Source organism: Intestinibacillus sp. NTUH-41-i26 (genome assembly GCF_032769475.1).
Taxonomy (GTDB): Bacteria; Bacillota; Clostridia; order Oscillospirales; family Butyricicoccaceae; genus Agathobaculum; species Agathobaculum ammoniilyticum.
Genome location: NZ_CP136477.1, coordinates 1,931,231 through 1,949,231 on the forward strand (window position 1 = coordinate 1,931,231; position 18,001 = coordinate 1,949,231).

Annotated in this window: 13 protein-coding genes and 1 pseudogene; 6 read left to right on the forward strand and 8 right to left on the reverse strand. The window is 61.1% G+C overall.

From position 1 onward, the window contains the following. Positions 1–78: 78 nt before the first annotated feature. From aroB to RX717_RS09975, 6 genes are all read left to right on the forward strand, one after another. Positions 79–1,119: a 3-dehydroquinate synthase gene (aroB, locus tag RX717_RS09950; protein WP_242977952.1), complete on the forward strand. Its 1,041-nt coding sequence runs from the start codon at positions 79–81 to the stop codon at positions 1,117–1,119. Positions 1,120–1,133: 14 nt separating this feature from the next. After that, a complete protein-coding gene (gene aroC / locus RX717_RS09955; RefSeq protein ID WP_107631974.1) occupies positions 1,134–2,225 on the forward strand; it encodes a chorismate synthase in 1,092 nt (363 codons plus the stop codon). After that, positions 2,218–3,357: a prephenate dehydratase gene (gene pheA / locus RX717_RS09960; protein ID WP_159068205.1), complete on the forward strand. Its 1,140-nt coding sequence runs from the start codon at positions 2,218–2,220 to the stop codon at positions 3,355–3,357. Before aroC ends, pheA begins: the two co-directional genes overlap by 8 nt. A 6-nt stretch (positions 3,358–3,363) precedes the next feature. Then, positions 3,364–4,635 carry a 3-phosphoshikimate 1-carboxyvinyltransferase gene (aroA, locus tag RX717_RS09965; RefSeq protein WP_054327296.1) on the forward strand — a complete coding sequence of 424 codons (1,272 nt, stop codon included), beginning with the start codon at positions 3,364–3,366 and terminating at the stop codon, positions 4,633–4,635. A gap of 4 nt (positions 4,636–4,639) precedes the next feature. Continuing rightward, positions 4,640–6,025 (forward strand): shikimate kinase, encoded by a 1,386-nt coding sequence (locus tag RX717_RS09970; RefSeq protein ID WP_107631972.1) that lies wholly within the window; start codon positions 4,640–4,642, stop codon positions 6,023–6,025. 280 nt (positions 6,026–6,305) lie between these two features. After that, positions 6,306–9,308, forward strand: a complete 3,003-nt coding sequence (locus RX717_RS09975; protein ID WP_159068204.1) for a phosphodiester glycosidase family protein — start codon at positions 6,306–6,308, stop codon at positions 9,306–9,308. A 56-nt stretch (positions 9,309–9,364) separates the two neighbouring features. Here the strand turns inward: RX717_RS09975 and RX717_RS09980 are convergent, their stop codons facing one another. The 8 genes and pseudogenes from RX717_RS09980 to RX717_RS10015 all read right to left on the reverse strand — a co-directional run bounded on the left by RX717_RS09980 (position 9,365) and on the right by RX717_RS10015 (position 17,974). Then, a complete protein-coding gene (locus RX717_RS09980) occupies positions 9,365–9,997 on the reverse strand; it encodes an SDR family NAD(P)-dependent oxidoreductase (protein ID WP_316960272.1) in 633 nt (210 codons plus the stop codon). 7 nt (positions 9,998–10,004) lie between these two features. Beyond that, positions 10,005–10,079 (reverse strand): annotated as a pseudogene (locus RX717_RS09985) (3-oxoacyl-ACP reductase); the annotation flags it as partial. Between the two features lies 1 nt (position 10,080). Further along, positions 10,081–11,055, reverse strand: a complete 975-nt coding sequence (pfkA, locus tag RX717_RS09990; protein WP_054327292.1) for a 6-phosphofructokinase — start codon at positions 11,053–11,055, stop codon at positions 10,081–10,083. 70 nt (positions 11,056–11,125) lie between these two features. Beyond that, positions 11,126–14,641 carry a DNA polymerase III subunit alpha gene (locus RX717_RS09995; protein ID WP_054327291.1) on the reverse strand — a complete coding sequence of 1,172 codons (3,516 nt, stop codon included), beginning with the start codon at positions 14,639–14,641 and terminating at the stop codon, positions 11,126–11,128. Then, entirely contained in the window at positions 14,642–15,535 is an 894-nt protein-coding gene (whiA, locus tag RX717_RS10000) for a DNA-binding protein WhiA (RefSeq protein ID WP_054327290.1), read from the reverse strand. Positions 15,536–15,557: 22 nt separating this feature from the next. Continuing rightward, the gene (rapZ, locus tag RX717_RS10005; RefSeq protein WP_107631969.1) at positions 15,558–16,415 is read right to left on the reverse strand and encodes an RNase adapter RapZ; all 858 of its coding nucleotides are present in this window, start codon (positions 16,413–16,415) and stop codon (positions 15,558–15,560) included. Positions 16,416–16,446: 31 nt separating this feature from the next. Then, positions 16,447–17,370, reverse strand: a complete 924-nt coding sequence (gene murB, locus RX717_RS10010; protein WP_107631968.1) for a UDP-N-acetylmuramate dehydrogenase — start codon at positions 17,368–17,370, stop codon at positions 16,447–16,449. A 118-nt stretch (positions 17,371–17,488) separates the two neighbouring features. Continuing rightward, entirely contained in the window at positions 17,489–17,974 is a 486-nt protein-coding gene (locus tag RX717_RS10015; protein ID WP_054327288.1) for a DUF6376 family protein, read from the reverse strand. Between the last annotated feature and the right edge of the window lie 27 nt (positions 17,975–18,001).

An 18,001-nucleotide genomic window follows, 5' to 3' on the forward strand; every position in this document is an offset into this window, starting at 1 on the left:
GCTCGATTTCCCATCTTAAAAATGCGCCTGACGGCGCGGTACAAATGTGCAGTTTATCATCAAAGGAGTGCTTCAGTAGTGCAGACCCTAAGCCTGACGGGCACGAACGGCGTGTCCGATATCCATATTGAAACCGGCCTGCTCGGCCGCGCGGCGGCGGCCATGCTCGATGTTTTTTCCCCCAGCCGCGCGCATATCGTCACGGATTCGACGGTCGCGCCGCTGTATCTGGAAGCGCTGGAACGCCAATTTTCCTTTCCGGTCTCCCACACGGTCATCCCCGCGGGCGAGGAGTACAAGCGGCTGGCAACGGTCGAGACCGTCTATCATGACATGCTCGCCGCCGGCATGACCCGCAAGGATCTTGTTATCGCGCTTGGCGGCGGCGTGGTGGGCGATATCACCGGCTTCGCCGCCGCAACTTTCCTGCGCGGCCTAGCCCTGTGCCAGATTCCAACCACCCTGCTCGCGCAGGTGGATTCCTCGGTCGGCGGCAAGACCGGCGTAGACCTCGCGGAGGGTAAAAACCTGGTCGGCGCGTTTTACCAGCCGCGCCTGGTTCTGATCGATCCGGCGGTGCTTGTTACCCTGCCGGACGCGACCTTCGCTGACGGGATGGCCGAGGTGGTTAAATACGGCTATATCGCCAATAAGGGCATTCTGGACCTGGTTGCCTTGCCGGATTACAAGGCGCGCATCGGGGATATCATCTACGAATGCGTCAAGATCAAGCGCGACGTGGTCGCGATCGATGAGCACGATACCGGCCTGCGCATGATTCTGAACTTCGGCCATACGATCGGCCACGCGGCGGAGAAGCTCGGGCATTATACCGACCTGACCCACGGCAGGGCGGTCGCCATCGGTATGGTTGCGGCCATGCGGCTGAGCGCCCTGCTTGGCAATCAGGACCTGACCGCGCCGCTCACAAAGCTTTTGCAGCACATCGGGCTGCCGACCGCTCTGACCTATGACCGCGAGGCGATTTACACCGCCCTGCTGTCGGATAAAAAGAAGTTCGGCGCGACGGTCAATTTCATCTTGGTCCGCGAGGCGGGCCGCGCGGAGATCACCCCGATCGACGTGGAAACGCTGCACAAATACATTCTCAAACTGTAAGGAGGCAATGCCCAATGGGTTCCATTTGGGGAAACGCCATCAAACTATCGCTCTTCGGCGAATCGCACGGGGCCGGCATCGGCGTGGTGATCGACGGGTTTCCGTCTGGCGTCGCATATGACGAAGCCTTTATCCTGCGCGAGATGGAGCGCCGCGCCCCCGGGCGCAACAAGCAGTCCACCCAGCGCAGGGAGGCCGATCTGCCGCTTATCCAGTCCGGCGTCTACAACGGCAAAACCACCGGCACGCCTCTCTGCGCCCTTATCCAGAATACCAACCAGCGCTCGGGCGATTATGCCGCGCTGTCCGCGCAGCCCCGCCCGGGCCACGCGGACTATACCGGCATGGTGCGCTATCAGGGTTGCAACGACCCGCGCGGCGGCGGCCATTTTTCCGGCCGGCTGACCGCGCCGCTTGTGTTCGCGGGTGCGATGTGCAAGCTGTGGCTGAAAACGCAGGGCGTGACGGTCGGCTCCCATATCCAGTCCATCGCGCAGATTCAGGATATGCCGTTCGACGATGTGGATGTGTGTCCCGAGCAGCTTGACGCGCTGCGGGAGGCCGACTATCCGGTCAATAACCCGCGCGCGCTGGACGCCATGCTCGCCGCGATCGAGGATGCGCGCGAAGCGCAGGATTCGGTAGGCGGCGTGATCGAATGCGCGGCCACCGGCCTGCCCGCCGGACTTGGCAGCCCCATGCTGGATACGGTGGAGGGCCGCCTGTCCTCCCTGTTGTTCGGCGTACCCGCGGTCAAGGGCGTGGAGTTCGGCGCGGGCTTTGCCTTTGCCGCGCTGCGCGGTTCCCACGCAAACGACGCCATCTATCAGGAGGCAGGCACGGTCAAAACCGAAACCAATAACAACGGCGGTGTCAACGGCGGCATCACCAACGGCATGCCGCTCGTGTTCCGCGTGTGCATCAAGCCGACCCCTTCCATCTCTTCGTTACAGCAGACGCTCAATCTTCAGACCGGCCGGGTTGAGCCGCTTTCCATCCATGGGCGGCACGATCCCTGCATCGTCACGCGCGCCGCGCCCGTCGTCGAGGCGGCGTGCGCCGTCGCGCTGGCAGACCTGCTGCGGGAGGCGAACGGCTATGCGTGAATTACCCGCAATCCGCAGGGAGATCAACGAGGTGGATGAACAGATGCGCGCGCTGTTTCTCAAGCGCATGTCGCTCGCGCTTGAGGTGGCGCATGCCAAGGCCGAAACGAACGACAGCGTCTATAAGCCTGATCGGGAAGCGGAAATCATTGAACAGCGCACTGCGGGTATGGACGGGGAAATCCGGCTCAAATATACCGCGTTACTGCAAAGCATGATCCGCGCGAGCCGCGAATATCAATACAGCGAGCAGCTTCGGAAGGAGCCTGCGCGTTTCCCGTTCCATCCGGCGGGGTCCGCGCTCGACCCGAAAACCGTCTACTACCAGGGCGTACCGGGCGCATACCAGGAGCTGGCGGCGCGCGCGCTGTTCCCACAGTGCGAGCCGGTCAACGTGCCGACGTGGGAGCAGGTGTTCCGCTCCGTGCGCGACGGCACTGCGGATGTGGGCGTGGTTCCAGTCGAAAACACGACCGCCGGCACGGTCAGCGAGGTTTACGACCTGCTCCTGGAATACGGCCTGTGCATCAACCGCTCGTATATCCGGAAAATCTCGCATTGCCTGGCCGCAGTGCCGGGCGCGCGGCTTGCGGATATTCAAAGCGTATGCTCCCATCCGCACGCCCTGCCCCAATGCCACGCGTTTATTGCCGCGCATAATCTTGAAGCGATCGAAGTGGCCAATACCGCGATCGCGGCGCAGAATGTCCGCGATAAAGGCGACAGGCGGCTTGCCGCCATCTGCTCACGCGAAGCGGCCGAGCGGTACGGCCTGCACATTCTGGAGGAAGGCATCAACGACCTCAAGCACAACGAAACGCGCTTTATCGCAGTCAGCCGGATGCTTACCAGCCAGCCGGAGGACAACCGTATCGAAATCGCGTTCCACATCCCGAATGTCGCGGGCTCGCTCAACACCGTGCTGGATACGATTGCGCACTACGGCATCGACATGACCAGCATCTATTCCCGACCTCTGAAAGACAGCCCCTGGTGCTATGTGTTCTATCTGGATTTCACCGGCAATATGCGTGACCATGCTGTACAGTCCCTGCTATACCAGCTCCATGAGGAGCTTCCCTACATCAAGGTCATCGGCAGCTATCAGGTGTCCGATGCGACGGAGGAGTAAAAACAAATGCAAATCCAACCCTGCGGCCCGCTGCGCGGCGAGATTACCGTGCCGGGCGACAAATCCATTTCGCACCGCGCGGTCATGCTGGGCGCGCTGGCAAATGGCACGACCCACATCACCGGCTTTCTGATGGGCGAGGACTGCCTTTCCACCATCGACTGCTTCCGCAAAATGGGCGTGGAAATCGAGATCACGGACAGCGAGGTCATCGTGGAGGGCGTGGGCCTACACGGCCTGTGCGCGCCGGAGGAGACGCTGTACACCGGCAACTCCGGTACGACCACCCGTCTGCTGTGCGGCATCCTGGCCGGACAGCCGTTCACCGCCACCTTAAACGGTGACGCCTCCATCCAGAAGCGCCCGATGGGCCGCGTTATCAAGCCGCTGCGCGAGATGGGCGCGTCTATTGAAGGCAAAAACGACAATTACTGCCCGCTCACCCTGTATCCAAGCGAACTGTACGGCATCGAATACCGCCTGCCGGTCGCTTCCGCGCAGCTTAAAAGCGCCATTCTGCTTGCCGGCCTCTATGCCGAGGGGCAGACCACGGTTATCGAGCCTGCGCCCTCGCGCGACCATACCGAGCGCATGTTCCGCGCCTTGGGCGTGGAGGTCGAAACACACGGCAGCACTATCACGCTCGAGCCGCCGGAGGACCTGTACGCCGTGGATATCCGTGTGCCGGGCGATATTTCTTCCGCGGCGTTTTTCCTGGTCGCGGGCGCGATCGTCGAGGGCTCAGAGCTGACGATCCGGAACGTTGGCGTCAATCCGACGCGCACCGGCATTCTGGACGTGCTGCACGAGATGGGGGCAGATATTTCCATATCGAATTTTCACGACGACGCGGAACCCGTATGCGATTTAACCGTCAAACATAGTATGCTGCGCGGTGTGGAGATCGGCGGCTCGATCATCCCCCGCCTGATCGACGAGCTTCCGGTCATCGCGGTCGCGGCGGCTTACGCCGAGGGCGAGACGGTCATCCGCGATGCGCAGGAGCTCAAGGTAAAGGAATCCAACCGCATCGCCGCCATGGTCACCGAACTGAAAAAGGCAGGCGTGGACGCAGAGGAAACCGACGACGGCATGATTATCCGCGGCGGCAAGCGTCCGCACGGCGCCGCCTTTGAAACCTACAAGGACCACCGCATCGCCATGAGCCTCGCCGTGCTGGCGCTCGCCGCGCGCAGCGCATGCCGTATCGACGAGCCGGAGGTCGTCGCGATCTCCTATCCCGACTTTTTCCATACACTGGAACGGTTGGGGGGCTGATACCATGCTGCTATCCATGGAACAGTTCCGCGTGTTCCAGCCGGAAAAGCCGACCTACGCGCTGTTCGGCTGGCCGCTCGGCCATACCATGAGTCCGGAACTGCACGCACAGCTGTTCGCGGCCTCCGGCCAGGACGCGGATTATATCGGCGTCGCCGTGCCGCCGGAAGACCTGCCGGAAGCGTTCGAGCTGGCAAAGCGCAGGCTGGGCGGCATCAACTGCACCATTCCGCACAAAAAAGCGGTCATCCCCCTGCTGGACGAGGTGGACACCGCCGCACGCAACCTGCACTCGGTCAACACCGTGGCATTCCGGGACGGGAAGGCGGTTGGCTACAACACGGATATCCTGGGCTTTGCCGAATCCCTTACAAGGGATGGGATCAGACTGCGTGGGAAAAAGGTCCTGCTGCTGGGCTATGGCGGCGCGGCTTCGGTCATGGCCTACCACTGTGTGACGCAGGGCGCGTACCTGACCATCACCGGCCGCAACCTGGACAAGGCGGAGTCCCTGCGGCAGCAGCTCTGCGCGGCCGTGCCCGGCGCACACATCGCGGTCTATAACCGCCGGCATATCCCCCGAGATATCCAGATCGTCCTGAATTCCACGCCGGTCGGCATGTACCCCAGGGAAAACGCCGCTCCCCTGCACTACCTGCCGCACAAGGCCGAATATGTGTTCGACGCGATTTACAACCCACCTGTAACCGCCACCATGCGGCTGGCCAACCCCAAAAAGGCCCGCGTGCGCGACGGTCTGTTCATGCTGGTCATGCAGGCGGCCTACGCGCAGACGGTCTGGTCGGGCGTGCGGTTCGAGCCGCAGGCCTGCGAAACCATTCTGCGCCGCACCTATGGCAAAATGGCGGTCAAGCGCCTGCATGAAAAGCACGGCAAGCGCAACATCGTGCTGTGCGGCTTCATGGGCAGCGGCAAGACCACCATTGGCCGGAAACTCGCCCGTCTGACCGGTTTGGAATTTATCGACGCGGATCAGTATTTAGAGGCGCGGGAGGGCAAAAAAATTCCCGACATTTTTGCGGAACAGGGGGAAGCGTATTTCCGCGATCGGGAATGCGCCTACATCAGGGAGCTTTCCCAGCGGGAAGGGATTGTGCTTTCCCTCGGTGGTGGCGCGGTGCTCCGGCCGGAAAACGTGAAAGCAGTCCGAGAGACCGGCCTGCTCATCCATCTGGACACTCCCTATTACCGCATCCTGAAAAACCTTTCCTATTCCAACACCCGCCCGCTGCTTGCCGGCCCTGACAAGCAGGCCGAAACGCGCCGCCTGTATAACGCGCGCAAGGCCGTCTACCACCATGCGGCAGATATCTCGGTGCGTAGTCCCAAGATATCCGAGGTGCTGGAAAAAGTGGTAAAGAGCATCTAAAAAGCCGATCGGAACCATGCTTCCGGTCGAACGGACGCACCGTGCCGGGCGCGGATGCGTCCCGCGCTTCGAAAAGTTCCGGAAACGAAGCTTTTCTCCGTATTGGTATAAAAACCCACGTATATGCCGCGGGTTTTTATGGTTTTCGGCGGCTGCACCGCTGAAAACCAATGTCATTGCCCCGCGCGCGGGATAGAGGCGCGCGGGACGGCGCTGCGTGCGAAGTGGGGGCGCGGCGCGGCAGCAAGGCTTCCACTATCCTGAGAAAATGAGGAGGACCATGAAACACTTCGCAAAAGTATCCGGCCGCCTGCTGGCGGCTTCCCTTGCCGCAGTACAGCTCTTTACAGCTGCGGCCGGCGCCGCATTCAGCAACGGCTTCACCTATTCCTATCCGGTGGGAGAAGGCTTGACCTATACCCGCTCGGAGGGCAAAAACAGCGCCGGCGTGCAACGTGCAAATATCCTGACATACCGGCCGAACACAGGCGTCTCGCCGATCATGGTGTATGCGGACGAGCAGCTTTACGGCAGCAGCGCCACGATCACAAACGCGGTCAAATATCTGGAGAGCCAAGGGAAATCGGTCATTGGCGGCACGAACGCCGACTTTTTCGTCATGTCCAGCGGCGTCCCGATCGGGCTGGTGATCGACGAGGGCGAGCTGATCTCATCCGACGCATGGCAGTATGCGGTCGGCTTCAAGGCGGACGGCTCGGCCGTGATGGGCCGTCCGACCATGAGTATGACGGTTTCCGGCGCAAGCGGCACGGTTTCTGTGTCCTATTTCAATAAAACCCGTACCACCGCGGGCGCATACCTGCTCGACCGCAACTATGACGATTCGACCCACTTTACCGCCAACGGCACCAACATCATCCTCGAGCGCGTGGATGATACGCCGGTCACGGTAAACGGCACGGTCAAAATGAAAGTCATCAACAAGGGAACGGGCAACAGCCCGCTCACCATCACGGACGACCAGATGGTGCTGACCAAGTCGGACGGTGCGAACGTCCCCTCCTGGGTGGACTTCCCTGTCGGCGAGGAAGTCACGCTCAAGGTCACGGCGAACGACGCCAACTGGGCGGATGTGGATTACGCGGTCGGCGGCAAGCTGCTGATCGATAACGGCTCTGTCACCACCTCGGGGATAGATGGAGGCTCTTCCAACCGCGCACGCAGCGCGATCGGCGTCCGGTCGGACGGTACGGTCGTGCTATACGAGGTTGACGGGAACCAGCCCTCGCACAGCGTGGGACTGACCGCCGCCCAGCTTGGGGAAGAGCTGGTATCGCTGGGCTGTGTCCGCGCCATCTGTCTGGACGGCGGCGGCTCCTCCGCCATGGCGCTGCGCAGGCCCGGCGAATCCACCGCTTCCCTGATTACCAGCCCCTCGGACGGTTCCCAGCGCGCCTGCGCCAACTATATTTTCTTTATCAACCATGTCACATCTGACAACGTCACTGCCTATGCGTTCCTCACGCCAAGCTACCGCTATGTGCTGCCGGGTGCTTCCACCTGGTTCTCGGTCAAGGGCGCGGACGCATCCTACGGCCCTGCGCCGGACCCCTCCGGCATGAGTTACACCGTATCCGGTGATCTGGGTACGGTCGAAAACCAGACATTCACTGCCGGTACGGCAACCGGCACCGCCACCATTACCGCTTCCAACGGTTCGGTCGAAGGCTCAATGGATATCTGCATCACGGGCGACGTCAATTCGATCGGCCTGCAGAGCGCTGGCAAGGACATCAGCTCAATCTCGGTCAAGCCCGGCCAGAGCGTCGATGTGGACGGGATCGCCTACCACCTTGGCCAGAAGATGGCCTCGATCGACACTGCTTTTAGCTGGAGCGTTTCCAGCGGCATCGGCTCGATCGACGAAAAAGGCGTGTTCACCGCGGGCGACAGCATGGCAAGCGGCACGCTCACCTGTTCGTATGGAGCGACCAGCAAATCCATAACGGTGAATGTCGGCATGGGCGACCCGCAGGACGCGGAAACCGTTGCAGATTTTGAGGCCGGCACGGACGGCTGCACGGCCACCGAGGGCATGACGCTTACCCGCGTGACCGGATATACAGCGGTCGCGCGCGGCGAAGGCTCGCTCAAGGCCGCCTATGACGGTACCAAGGTCGCGGCCGCGACGATCTCGCTCCCGCAGGCCGATGTTTCCGGCCGGAAGCACCTGACGCTGTGGGCGCGCGGCGAGGGGACGCAGGGTACGCTTACCGCGGTCTTTGCTGACGCCGAGGGCAATGAGCTGACCACAGCCCTGTCCGCGGCCACCACGGCCTCATGGAAGCAGCTTACCGCCGCCGTTCCGGAGGGCGCGTCCAAGCTGACCGGCATCCGCTTTGAACGCAGCGGCAGCGGGGCTGCGGGTTCCGCGCTCTACCTAGACCAGGTCGTCGTTTCCGCCGACCACGCGGTTACCAATACGGACGCCCCCTCGGTCAAGCTGAACAGCACCGCCCTGACCGTGGACGCCGGCGCGGCGGCCACGATCAGCGGTACCGCTACGATGGAGAATGGCAAATATCCCGCCCGTTCTTCCAACATTACAGTCAAGGTGGATGGGAAAGCGGTTGACGGCGCGGCTAAAATGAGCGGCGCCACCCTGACCGTCACAACCGGCGCGCTGTCTGCGGGTACGCATTGCGTCACGATCGACGTATCGGACGACGCAGGCAACCGCACCCGTGCTTCCGCAACCGTCACAGCAGGCAGCGCCAGCAACGCGTTTGCCGATACCGCTTCCCACTGGGCGCGCGGCTACGCTTCCCTGCTGAATACCAACGGCATAATGAAGGGCGAAACCGGCAGCGACGGGAAAACCTATTTTCGTCCGGAGCGGAATCTGACGCGCAAGGAATTTGCGGTCACGATGGCGCGCCTGCTCGGTCTGGACACCTCGTATACCGGCGCGCTCGACTTTGCCGACGATGCCTCCATACCGGATTGGGCGCGCGGCGCGGTCTACGCTGTTTCGCAGGCGGGCATCATGAACGGCGAGACACGGAACGGCAAGCTGTATTTCTCTCCGGACGCGGATATGACGCGCGCCGAGGTCATGACCGTGATCGGACGCTGCCTGCCGCGCGGCTATGCGGCGGCAAGTCTTTCCTATAAGGATGCGTCCTCCGTCCCCTCCTGGGCGGTCGATCAGGTCAGAACCTGCGTTGCTGCCGGCATCATCGGCGGCTATAGCGACAATACGTTGCAACCTCTGGGCAAGATTACCCGCGGCGAGATCGCCAAAATTCTCGCGCTGTTCTAAAAATGAATAACAAAAACCCCCTCTGCCGAATGACAGAGGGGGTTTTTGTTATACTTTCAGAAGCCGCCAGTCACACCGAGCACCTGTCCGGTGACAAAGGCCGCTTTGTCCGAGCAGAGGTACAGGATGCTTTCCGCGACCTCGCGCGCGGTGCCAATGCGCCCCAGCGGTGTTTGCTCCGCCAGCTCGTGCATGGTTTCCGCGCTGTGCACCGCATTCATATCCGTATCGATCACACCGGGCGCGACACAATTGACCCGAATGCCAGAAGGCCCCAGTTCCAGCGCGAGCGATCTGGTTAGACCGATCAGCGCCGCCTTGCTCGCCGCATAGTGGCTCTCGCAGGACGCACCAGCCTGCCCCCAGACGGAGGACACGGTCACAATACTGCCCTGCTTTCTGTGTAGCATGCCCGGCAGCGCGGAACGGATGGTCCGCACCGCGCCCAGCAGGTTGACATCCAGCATATGCTGCCATTCCTGCTCCGTAATGTCCTGAAACAGCTTCTGCTCCGCCACGCCTGCGTTGCACACCACCGCATCCAATCCGCCAAAATAGCTTACCGCCTCCCCCGCCGCACGTCCGACCGCACGCTCATCCGTCAGGTCGGCACAAAGCGCCAGCGCACCGGACTTTTTCCGCCAGCGCGCCCGCGGCTGCGCGGCTGGCGCGGTAGGTGAAGGCCACATTCCAGCCCGCATCGGCAAATACCTGCACACACGCGGCGCCAATACCACGTGAACCGCCGGTAATCAAGACTGTCTGCGGCATGTCAGATCGCTACCGTCTGCTGCGCCACAAACAGATCCTGCTCCAGGTCCTTCTGGCGCGCAAGCCCTTCCTCGATGTCCAAGTCGGTGACGCGGTTATCATCGAACACGATCACGCGGTTGGTCTTGCCCGCCTCCAGCGCCATCACCGCCTCATAGCCCATGCGGGTCGCCATCACGCGGTCACGCGCGGACGGGGAACCGCCGCGCTGGATGTGGCCAAGGATGGTCACACGCGTATCGATGCCGGTCGCCTCATGAATCCGGTCGGCAACATCCTGCGCGGCGCCATAGCCCTCCGCCACAATAATAATATGGTGGTTGCGGCCCTTGATGCGCCCGACGCGCATCTTCTCGATGATATCAACATCAAAGTTCAGCTCGCGCTCCGGCAGGCAGATCGCGGTAGCGCCGACCGCGCAGCCAACGTGCAGCGCCAAATGACCCGCCCGGCGCCCCATGACCTCAACGACCGAGCAGCGCTCATGCGACTGCATGGTGTCGCGCAGCTTATCGATACATTCAATCGCAGTATTGCAGGCCGTGTCAAAGCCGATCGTGTAATCAGTACACACGATATCATTATCGATCGTACCCGGCACGCCGATGCAGGGTACGCCCTTGCGGGACAGCGCCTGCGCCCCGCGGAACGTACCGTCGCCGCCGCAGCAGATCAGTCCGTCGATCCCCAGATAACGGCAGGTATCCGCCGCCTTCTGCAGCCCTTCGTCGGTCAGCATCTCCTTGCAGCGGGCGGTATACAGCATCGTGCCGCCCTTGCGGATGATCCCGTCCACGCTGCGCGCCGCCATCTCGATGATATCGCCGTTAATCAGGCCGCTGTAGCCGCGGCGGATGCCAAGCACGGAGATATCGTGCGCCGAAGCGGTGCGGACGACCGCACGGATCAATGCGTTCATGCCCGGCGCGTCGCCGCCGCTGGTGAGCACGCCAATTCTGCGAATCTGTTTGTCCATAATGAGCCTCCTGTATCGGTTGCTTCTCAAAATAATATTTGCCTTACATGGCGGAGCCTTGTCCGGTTCCCTACTGCATTATAACATCTTCCTCGCCCAAGAGGAAGCGTAATTTTTCCAAAAGCGGCACATCCGGCTGGCACCAGTATTCCCGCTTGGCCAGCGTTTTTTTCCTAGTGTCCGTGGGATAGAGATAAACCGGCGTATCGCCTGGCTGCGCCAGTAGTATGGCCTTGATCTGCGGCCATTCGTCGCTGCCCATGCTGTCAATGCGCAGGAACAGCTTCTGCGGCGCAAGCCGCGCCGCCTGCTGGTCGGTATATACCGACCGCTGCGGGTTCTGCTGTGCGAGCATGCTGTTCACTGCGCTTTCGGTCAGCGGCTGCGCTTCGTTCAGCAGCACCTTGGGCGCTTCATCCTCGCGCGCGTCGATCTTACCGGTAAGCAGTACCGCGCTGTCCTCGGTCAAATAGGCGCCGCACTGCTGCAGCGAGCGCGGGAACACGATCAGCTCAATCGACGCGGACTCATCCTCCACCGTCACATATGCCATCATCGAGCCGTTTTTGGTGGATTTGAGCCGCACAGAGGTGATAACGCACGCCAGCCGCACAGTCATTCCATCCTTATAGGCGGGCTGGGTGCTTTCCCCCGAAAGATCGTCGATGATCTTCCGGATGGAGGCCGCGTCTGCTTTTTTCGCCAGCTCCCGATACTCGTCCATCGGATGACCGGACAGGTACAGGCCGGTCGTTTCTTTCTCCATTGCCAGAAGCTCTCGCTTGCCCGCCTCGGGGATATCGGGCAGGGCGATCTGCGTATCCTGCACCTCGTCATTTCCCATGCCGAACAGGTCCATTTGCCCCTCAATGTTTTTCTTGCGGCTCTGCGCGATCGCATCCACCACCGCGCCCACAATCTGCAGCAGCTGGCTCCGCCGGTATCCCATGGAATCGAATGAGCCGGCTTTGATCAGGCTTTCGAGTGCACGCCGGTTCAGTTCCCGATCGTACATGCGCTCGCAAAAATCCTGGAACGACGAAAACAGCCCTCCTGTCTCGCGCTCCTCCACAAGCTGCTTCATGAACGACCGGCCGACGCCCTTGACCGCAGCAAGGCCGAAGCGGATGTCCCGTCCGGAAACCGAAAACCCATCGAACGACTCGTTCACATCCGGCGGCAACACCCGAATCCCCATTTCACGCGCGGCCTGGATATACTCGGAAATCTTGTCCGACCAGTCCAGCACGGAGGTGAGCAGCGCTGCCATATATTCGCGCGGATAATGGCACTTGAGATAGGCCGTGCGGAAGGAAACAACCGCATAGCACACCGCATGGGCCTTGTTGAACGCATAGTTGGCAAAGTCCATGATCTCGTCGAACAGGCCTGCCGCAATGTGCTCCGGCACGCCGCGTTTGACCGCGCCGTCGATGCCAAGCGTCTCATTGCCGTGGATGAAATTGACGCGCTCTTTCTCAAGCTCCTTCATCTTCTTTTTGCTCATCGCGCGGCGCACCATGTCCGCCTTGCCGAGCGAGTAACCCGCCAGGCTCTGAAACACCTGCATGACCTGCTCCTGATAGATCATGCAGCCATAGGTGACTTTCAGGATCGGTTCGAGCAGCGGGTGCTTATAGGTCACCTTTTCCGGATGGTGGCGGCATTCGATATAGCGCGGGATGGACTGCATCGGCCCCGGCCGGTACAGCGCCACAACCGCGGTGATATCCTCGATGGACGCGGGGCGCAGGCCGGTGACGACGTTGGTGATACCCGCGCTTTCCAGCTGGAACACTCCCATCGTTGAGCCGCGGCCGAGCATCTCATAAGTGGCCTTGTCGTTCATATCCACGGTTTCGATGTTAAAATCCGGCACATGGCGGCGGATCATCTTTTCTGCGTCCGCGATCACCGTCAGGTTACGCAGGCCGAGGAAGTCCATTTTGAGCAGCCCCAGTTCCTCGAGCGTGGTCATGGTGAACTGGGTGACCATCTGCTCATCGTTGCGCGCAAGCGGCACATAGGTATCCACCGGATCCTTGGTAATGACCACGCCCGCCGCGTGGGTCGAAGCGTGCCGCGGCATTCCCTCGAGCGCGCGGGCGGTATCGATCAGCTCGCGTACCTGCGGCTTTTCGTCATACATCTTTTTCAGCTCTGGATTAACCGCCAGCGCCTTGTTGATCGTGATGTGCAGCTCGTTTGGCACCTGCTTGGCAACCGCGTCCACCTCGTTATACGGGATTGACAGCGCGCGTCCCACATCGCGGATCGCGCCGCGCGCAGCCATGGTGCCGAACGTGACGATTTGCGCTACGCGGTCCTTGCCGTACTTTTCGGTGACGTACTCAATCACCTCCGGCCGACGCACATAACAAAAATCCACGTCTATATCCGGCATGGAAACGCGCTCCGGATTGAGGAAGCGTTCAAAATACAGAGAATAGTGGATAGGGTCCAGGTCGGTGATGCCCAGGCAGTAGGAAACGATCGAGCCCGCCGCCGAGCCTCGCCCCGGCCCGACGGGGATACCGTTGCTCTTGGCATAGCCGATGAAGTCGGAAACGATCAGGAAATAATCCACAAAGCCCATCTGCGCGATCATATCGATCTCATACTGCAGGCGGGCGCGCACCGTGCCGTCGTCATCCGGATAGCGTTTAGCAAAGCCCTCGTCGCACAGCTTCTGCAGGTACTGCAGGGCGCCATACCCCTTCGGCACATCGAATTCCGGCAGATGGTACTTGCCAAACTCAAACTCGACCTGGCAGCGCTCCGCGATCCTGACGGTGTTCGCAAGCGCTTCCGGATGCTCTGGGAACAGTGCGGCCATCTCGTCCGCGTCCTTGATATAAAACTCCTGCGTCTCAAACTTCATGCGGGTGGGGTCGTCCACCGTCTTGCCCATCTGGATGGACATGAGCACGTCCTGTATTTTTGCGTCCTGTTTGGTCAGATAGTGCGCGTCGTTCGTGGCGACCAAACCAATATCCAGCTCTTTTGCGAGCTGATACAGCCCCTCGTTTACCTTTTTCTGCACCTCGATGCCATGGTCCTGCACCTCGAGATAGAAATGGTCGCGGTCAAAAATATCCAAAAACTGTTCGCACAGCTCATAGGCGCCGTCCATATCGCCCTCGGCCAGCGCGCGCGGGATCACGCCCGCCAAGCACGCGGACAGGCAGATCAGGCCCTCGCTGTGCTGCCGGAGCAGGTCCATATCGATGCGCGGCTTCATATAAAAGCCCTCGGAAAAGCCGAGCGACACCATATGGATGAGGTTGCGGTAGCCGGTCATATTCTCGCACAGCAAAATCAGATGGCTGTGCCATTCACCATTCACATAGCTGCGCTCAAAACGCGAATGCGGCGCCAGATATACCTCGCAGCCAATCACCGGATGGATGCCCTTGGCCTTACAGGCGCGGTAAAAATCAATCACGCCATACATCACGCCGTGATCGGTCAGCGCGCATGAGGTCTGCCCCAACTCGGCCACTCTCTCCACCAGCCCCTCGATCCGGCACGCGCCGTCCAGCAGGCTGTATTCACTATGCACATGCAGGTGCGCAAACGGTACCATTTAGTCCTCCTTTGACGCAAATTCCGTTATTTTTTTCAGCCGGTGGCTCAGCCCCGGCTTGGAGATCGGCGGGTCGAAGCGTTGTGCAAGCTCGGCCAGGCTGTCGGTCGGATAAGCCAGCCGCAAGCGGACGGTTTCGCGCAGCGCTTCCGGAAAGGCTTCCTCCCCGCGCCGGTCGAGCACCGCGCGGATCGCGGCGACCTGGCGCGCGGAAGCGTCCGCCGCTTTCATCAGGTTCGCAGTCTCGCAATTAACCTGCCGGTTAATCGTGTTGCGGATATTCTTTTCCACCTTGGCCTGCATCAGCTCCATCGCCGCGCGCGGCGCACCGATGCGGGTCAGGAAATCCTCCACGCTCGCGCCCTCCTTAAAGTACAGGAGGCAGGAATTACCGCGGCGCGCCTGCTTGGGCGACAGCCCCAAATCGAGCAGCAGGCTTGTCTCCTCCCCCGCAAGGCTCTGCCGGCCGGCTTTCAGCTCCAGATGGCTTTTTTTATCCGGCCCCGCCACCGTACCCGCCATCAGGAACGCGCCGCGCAGGAAAGCAGCGACGCAGCAGTCGTTTTCCAGCACGTTCCGGTTGAGATGGTAGGCGAGGTGGCTTTTCAGGTCATATCCCAGCACATCAAAGATCCGCGCGATCTGCGCTGGCTCCCCGACAGTATGCTGTAGCTTGCGCCCCGCCCGCTGCGGCGCGCAGTCCACGGAAAACGCACGCTGCAGCAGCGCCTGCAGCCGGCGCGCCACAAATACGTTTTCCGTGGACAGCCGTATCTCTTTATGGGAAAATACCGACGCGTGCAGCAACACGCCGTAAGCTTCCGCCCGCGTGCAGCACGCACGCTGCATGGAAACGCGGCACAGCTCGGCCTTTACTTCGGTTGAAAAGGACATGGACCGCTCCTTTATCTGTCAATCAGCGCTGATAATCGCGGTGCATGGTGACCACGCCGTAGTCCCGACCGCGCAGATGCTCGGAAAGCGCCTCCGCAATCGCGACCGAGCGGTGCTTCCCACCAGTACAGCCGATGCTGATGATTACGTTCGCTTTTCCTTCCGCCACATACCGCGGCAGCAGAAAATCGATTGTCGAGGTCAAATGTTGCATCAGCTCATCCGCCATGCCGCCCTGGAACACGTAGTCGCGCACTTCCGGATCGGTACCGTTTTTCTCGCGCAGGCTCATCTCATAATAGGGGTTGGGCAGGAACCTCACATCAAACACCAGATCGGACTCGGGCGGGATGCCGTATTTGAAGCCGAACGACTGCACGATCACCTCGAACGCGCCGCCGCCATCCGTCCCCGCGAACAGCGCGAGCAGGCGCTCGCGCAGCCCCGCTGCGGACAGTCCAGTCGTATCGACCACAAAATCCGCGCGGCTCTGTAGCGCGGCCAGCATGCTGCGCTCCTTCTCGATCGCAGCCGTCATGCCAATACCCTTCTCCATCAGGGGATGCTTACGGCGGGTTTCCTTAAAGCGCCGGATCAGCGTCGGCGTATCCGTATTCAGAAACAGGATCCGGTAGTCGCAGCCCATGCTCTTGATCGAGTCCAGCGAATCGAACAGCTGCTGGAAATCCCCGCCCGCGCGCACATCGGTCACAAGCGCGACGCGCTCGTACCGCTCAGTCGCGGCAAGGCATATCTCGGCAAAGCGCGGGATGAGCGCGATGGGCAGGTTATCCACGCAATAATACCCCAGGTCCTCAAACGTGGCGACCGCGCGGCTCTTGCCCGCGCCCGACATACCCGAAACAATCAAAAAATACATCGATTCATCCCCCTTGCCCATTCGTCCATGCTTACCGGATGATCCGGACCTCGCATTCCAATTCCACGCCGAATGCCTCCCGCACGCGGCTCTGCACCAGCTCGATTAGGCGCAGCATATCGTCGCAGCTCGCACCGCCGCGGTTGATCAGAAAGCCCGCATGCTTTTCCGATACCTGCGCCCCGCCGACGGAAACCCCTTTCAGCCCCGCGTCCTCGATCAGCCGTCCGGCAAAATACCCTTCCGGCCGCTTGAATGTCGAACCCGCCGATGGATAGTTAAGCGGCTGCTTATCCCGCCGCCGCTGCGCAAGGTCGGCCATTTTGAGCTGGATCGCGGTGGGGTCACCCGGCCGCAGCCGGAGCGTTGAACGCAACACCGTCCATTCTGGATGGGCGCGGAAAGCGCTGCGCCGGTAGCCGAAGCCGTGCGCCTCCCCCTCCAGCACATGCCGCGCGCCCACTCCGTCCAGATACTCGGTTTTTTCCACAATGCCCGCCATCTGTCCGTCATACGCGCCGGCGTTCATAAATACCGCGCCGCCCAAGCTGCCCGGGATGCCGGCGGAAAACTCCGCTCCGGTCAGCCCCGCGCGCTGTGCGCGCCGTGCCACACGGCTGAGCAGCGCGCCCGCTTCCGCAGTGACCCGACAGTCCTCGCCGACGCGCACCTCGTCCAGCCCGATCGTACAGATGACCGTGCCGCGCACGCCATCGTCCGAAACCAGCATATTCGACCCGTTCCCCAGCACCAGCAGCGGCAGCTCATGTTCGCGCACCACGGAAAGGGCGGTCGTCAGTTCCGCAATGGTTTTCGGCATGACAAACAGGTCCGCCGGTCCGCCGATCGCAAAGGTAGTGTGGCGGCTCATGGGTTCGTTAATCGCAATATCTATCTCTGGCGCGGCTTTACGAAGGGCCGCCGCGCATTCGTTGATGTTGATACGGTGCTCCATCCTTTTCCTCCAAGCAAAGCAAAAGCAATATATAATATTATACCAAACCGCAAGGTAAAGTGCAAACGAAAGGCACCCCTATGGGGTGCCTTTTTGGTGAACGGTTTCCGGCAGCCGGTTAATTGCTCGCCTCATCCAGCAGGCTCGCGCCTTCCGCCATATCGTTGACAGCGGTACGCAGCTGCTCATCCATCTGGGATACCAGCTCCGTCAGCTTGGTCTGGTCGGTTTCCTCCGTCATTGCCACGACTGTATCGATAAAATCGATCATCGACTGGCAGCCGGACTGCATCTTCTCGTGTCCCGCCGCATAGGCTTCCGGCGGGGTGATTGCGATAAAGTCGTTAAGCGGTGCCTTCATGGACTCCAGAACCTCTTTCGCAGACTCCGGATCGGTCATTGCGGTGCTGGCATTGTTCTGGATCTCGGTCATCTCCGCGCCCAGATCCTCTACCGCCTGCTGGTATTCCTCCTCGGTCAGCGCGGCCGACGCCGCCTGATCCCCGCTGCCGGCGTTGTCCCCGCCGCTGCACGCAGCCAGCGATAACGCCATTACCGCCGCCAGCAGCGCGGCCAGCAAACGCTTCGTCATGTTCTTTTTCATACTCTTTCTCCTTATGACCTTACAAAT

Excerpts from the sequence above, each read along its gene's own strand:
- RX717_RS09980 (WP_316960272.1), bottom strand. The coding sequence starts at position 9,997 with ATGTGGCCTTCACCTACCGCGCCAGCCGCGCAGCCGCGGGCGCGCTGG.
- murB (WP_107631968.1), bottom strand. The coding sequence starts at position 17,370 with ATGGAGCACCGTATCAACATCAACGAATGCGCGGCGGCCCTTCGTAAA.
- aroA (WP_054327296.1), top strand. The coding sequence starts at position 3,364 with ATGCAAATCCAACCCTGCGGCCCGCTGCGCGGCGAGATTACCGTGCCG.
- aroC (WP_107631974.1), top strand. The coding sequence starts at position 1,134 with ATGGGTTCCATTTGGGGAAACGCCATCAAACTATCGCTCTTCGGCGAA.
- RX717_RS09995 (WP_054327291.1), bottom strand. The coding sequence starts at position 14,641 with ATGGTACCGTTTGCGCACCTGCATGTGCATAGTGAATACAGCCTGCTG.
- whiA (WP_054327290.1), bottom strand. The coding sequence starts at position 15,535 with ATGTCCTTTTCAACCGAAGTAAAGGCCGAGCTGTGCCGCGTTTCCATG.
- RX717_RS09970 (WP_107631972.1), top strand. The coding sequence starts at position 4,640 with ATGCTGCTATCCATGGAACAGTTCCGCGTGTTCCAGCCGGAAAAGCCG.
- rapZ (WP_107631969.1), bottom strand. The coding sequence starts at position 16,415 with ATGTATTTTTTGATTGTTTCGGGTATGTCGGGCGCGGGCAAGAGCCGC.
- RX717_RS09975 (WP_159068204.1), top strand. The coding sequence starts at position 6,306 with ATGAAACACTTCGCAAAAGTATCCGGCCGCCTGCTGGCGGCTTCCCTT.
- RX717_RS10015 (WP_054327288.1), bottom strand. The coding sequence starts at position 17,974 with ATGAAAAAGAACATGACGAAGCGTTTGCTGGCCGCGCTGCTGGCGGCG.
- pfkA (WP_054327292.1), bottom strand. The coding sequence starts at position 11,055 with ATGGACAAACAGATTCGCAGAATTGGCGTGCTCACCAGCGGCGGCGAC.
- pheA (WP_159068205.1), top strand. The coding sequence starts at position 2,218 with ATGCGTGAATTACCCGCAATCCGCAGGGAGATCAACGAGGTGGATGAA.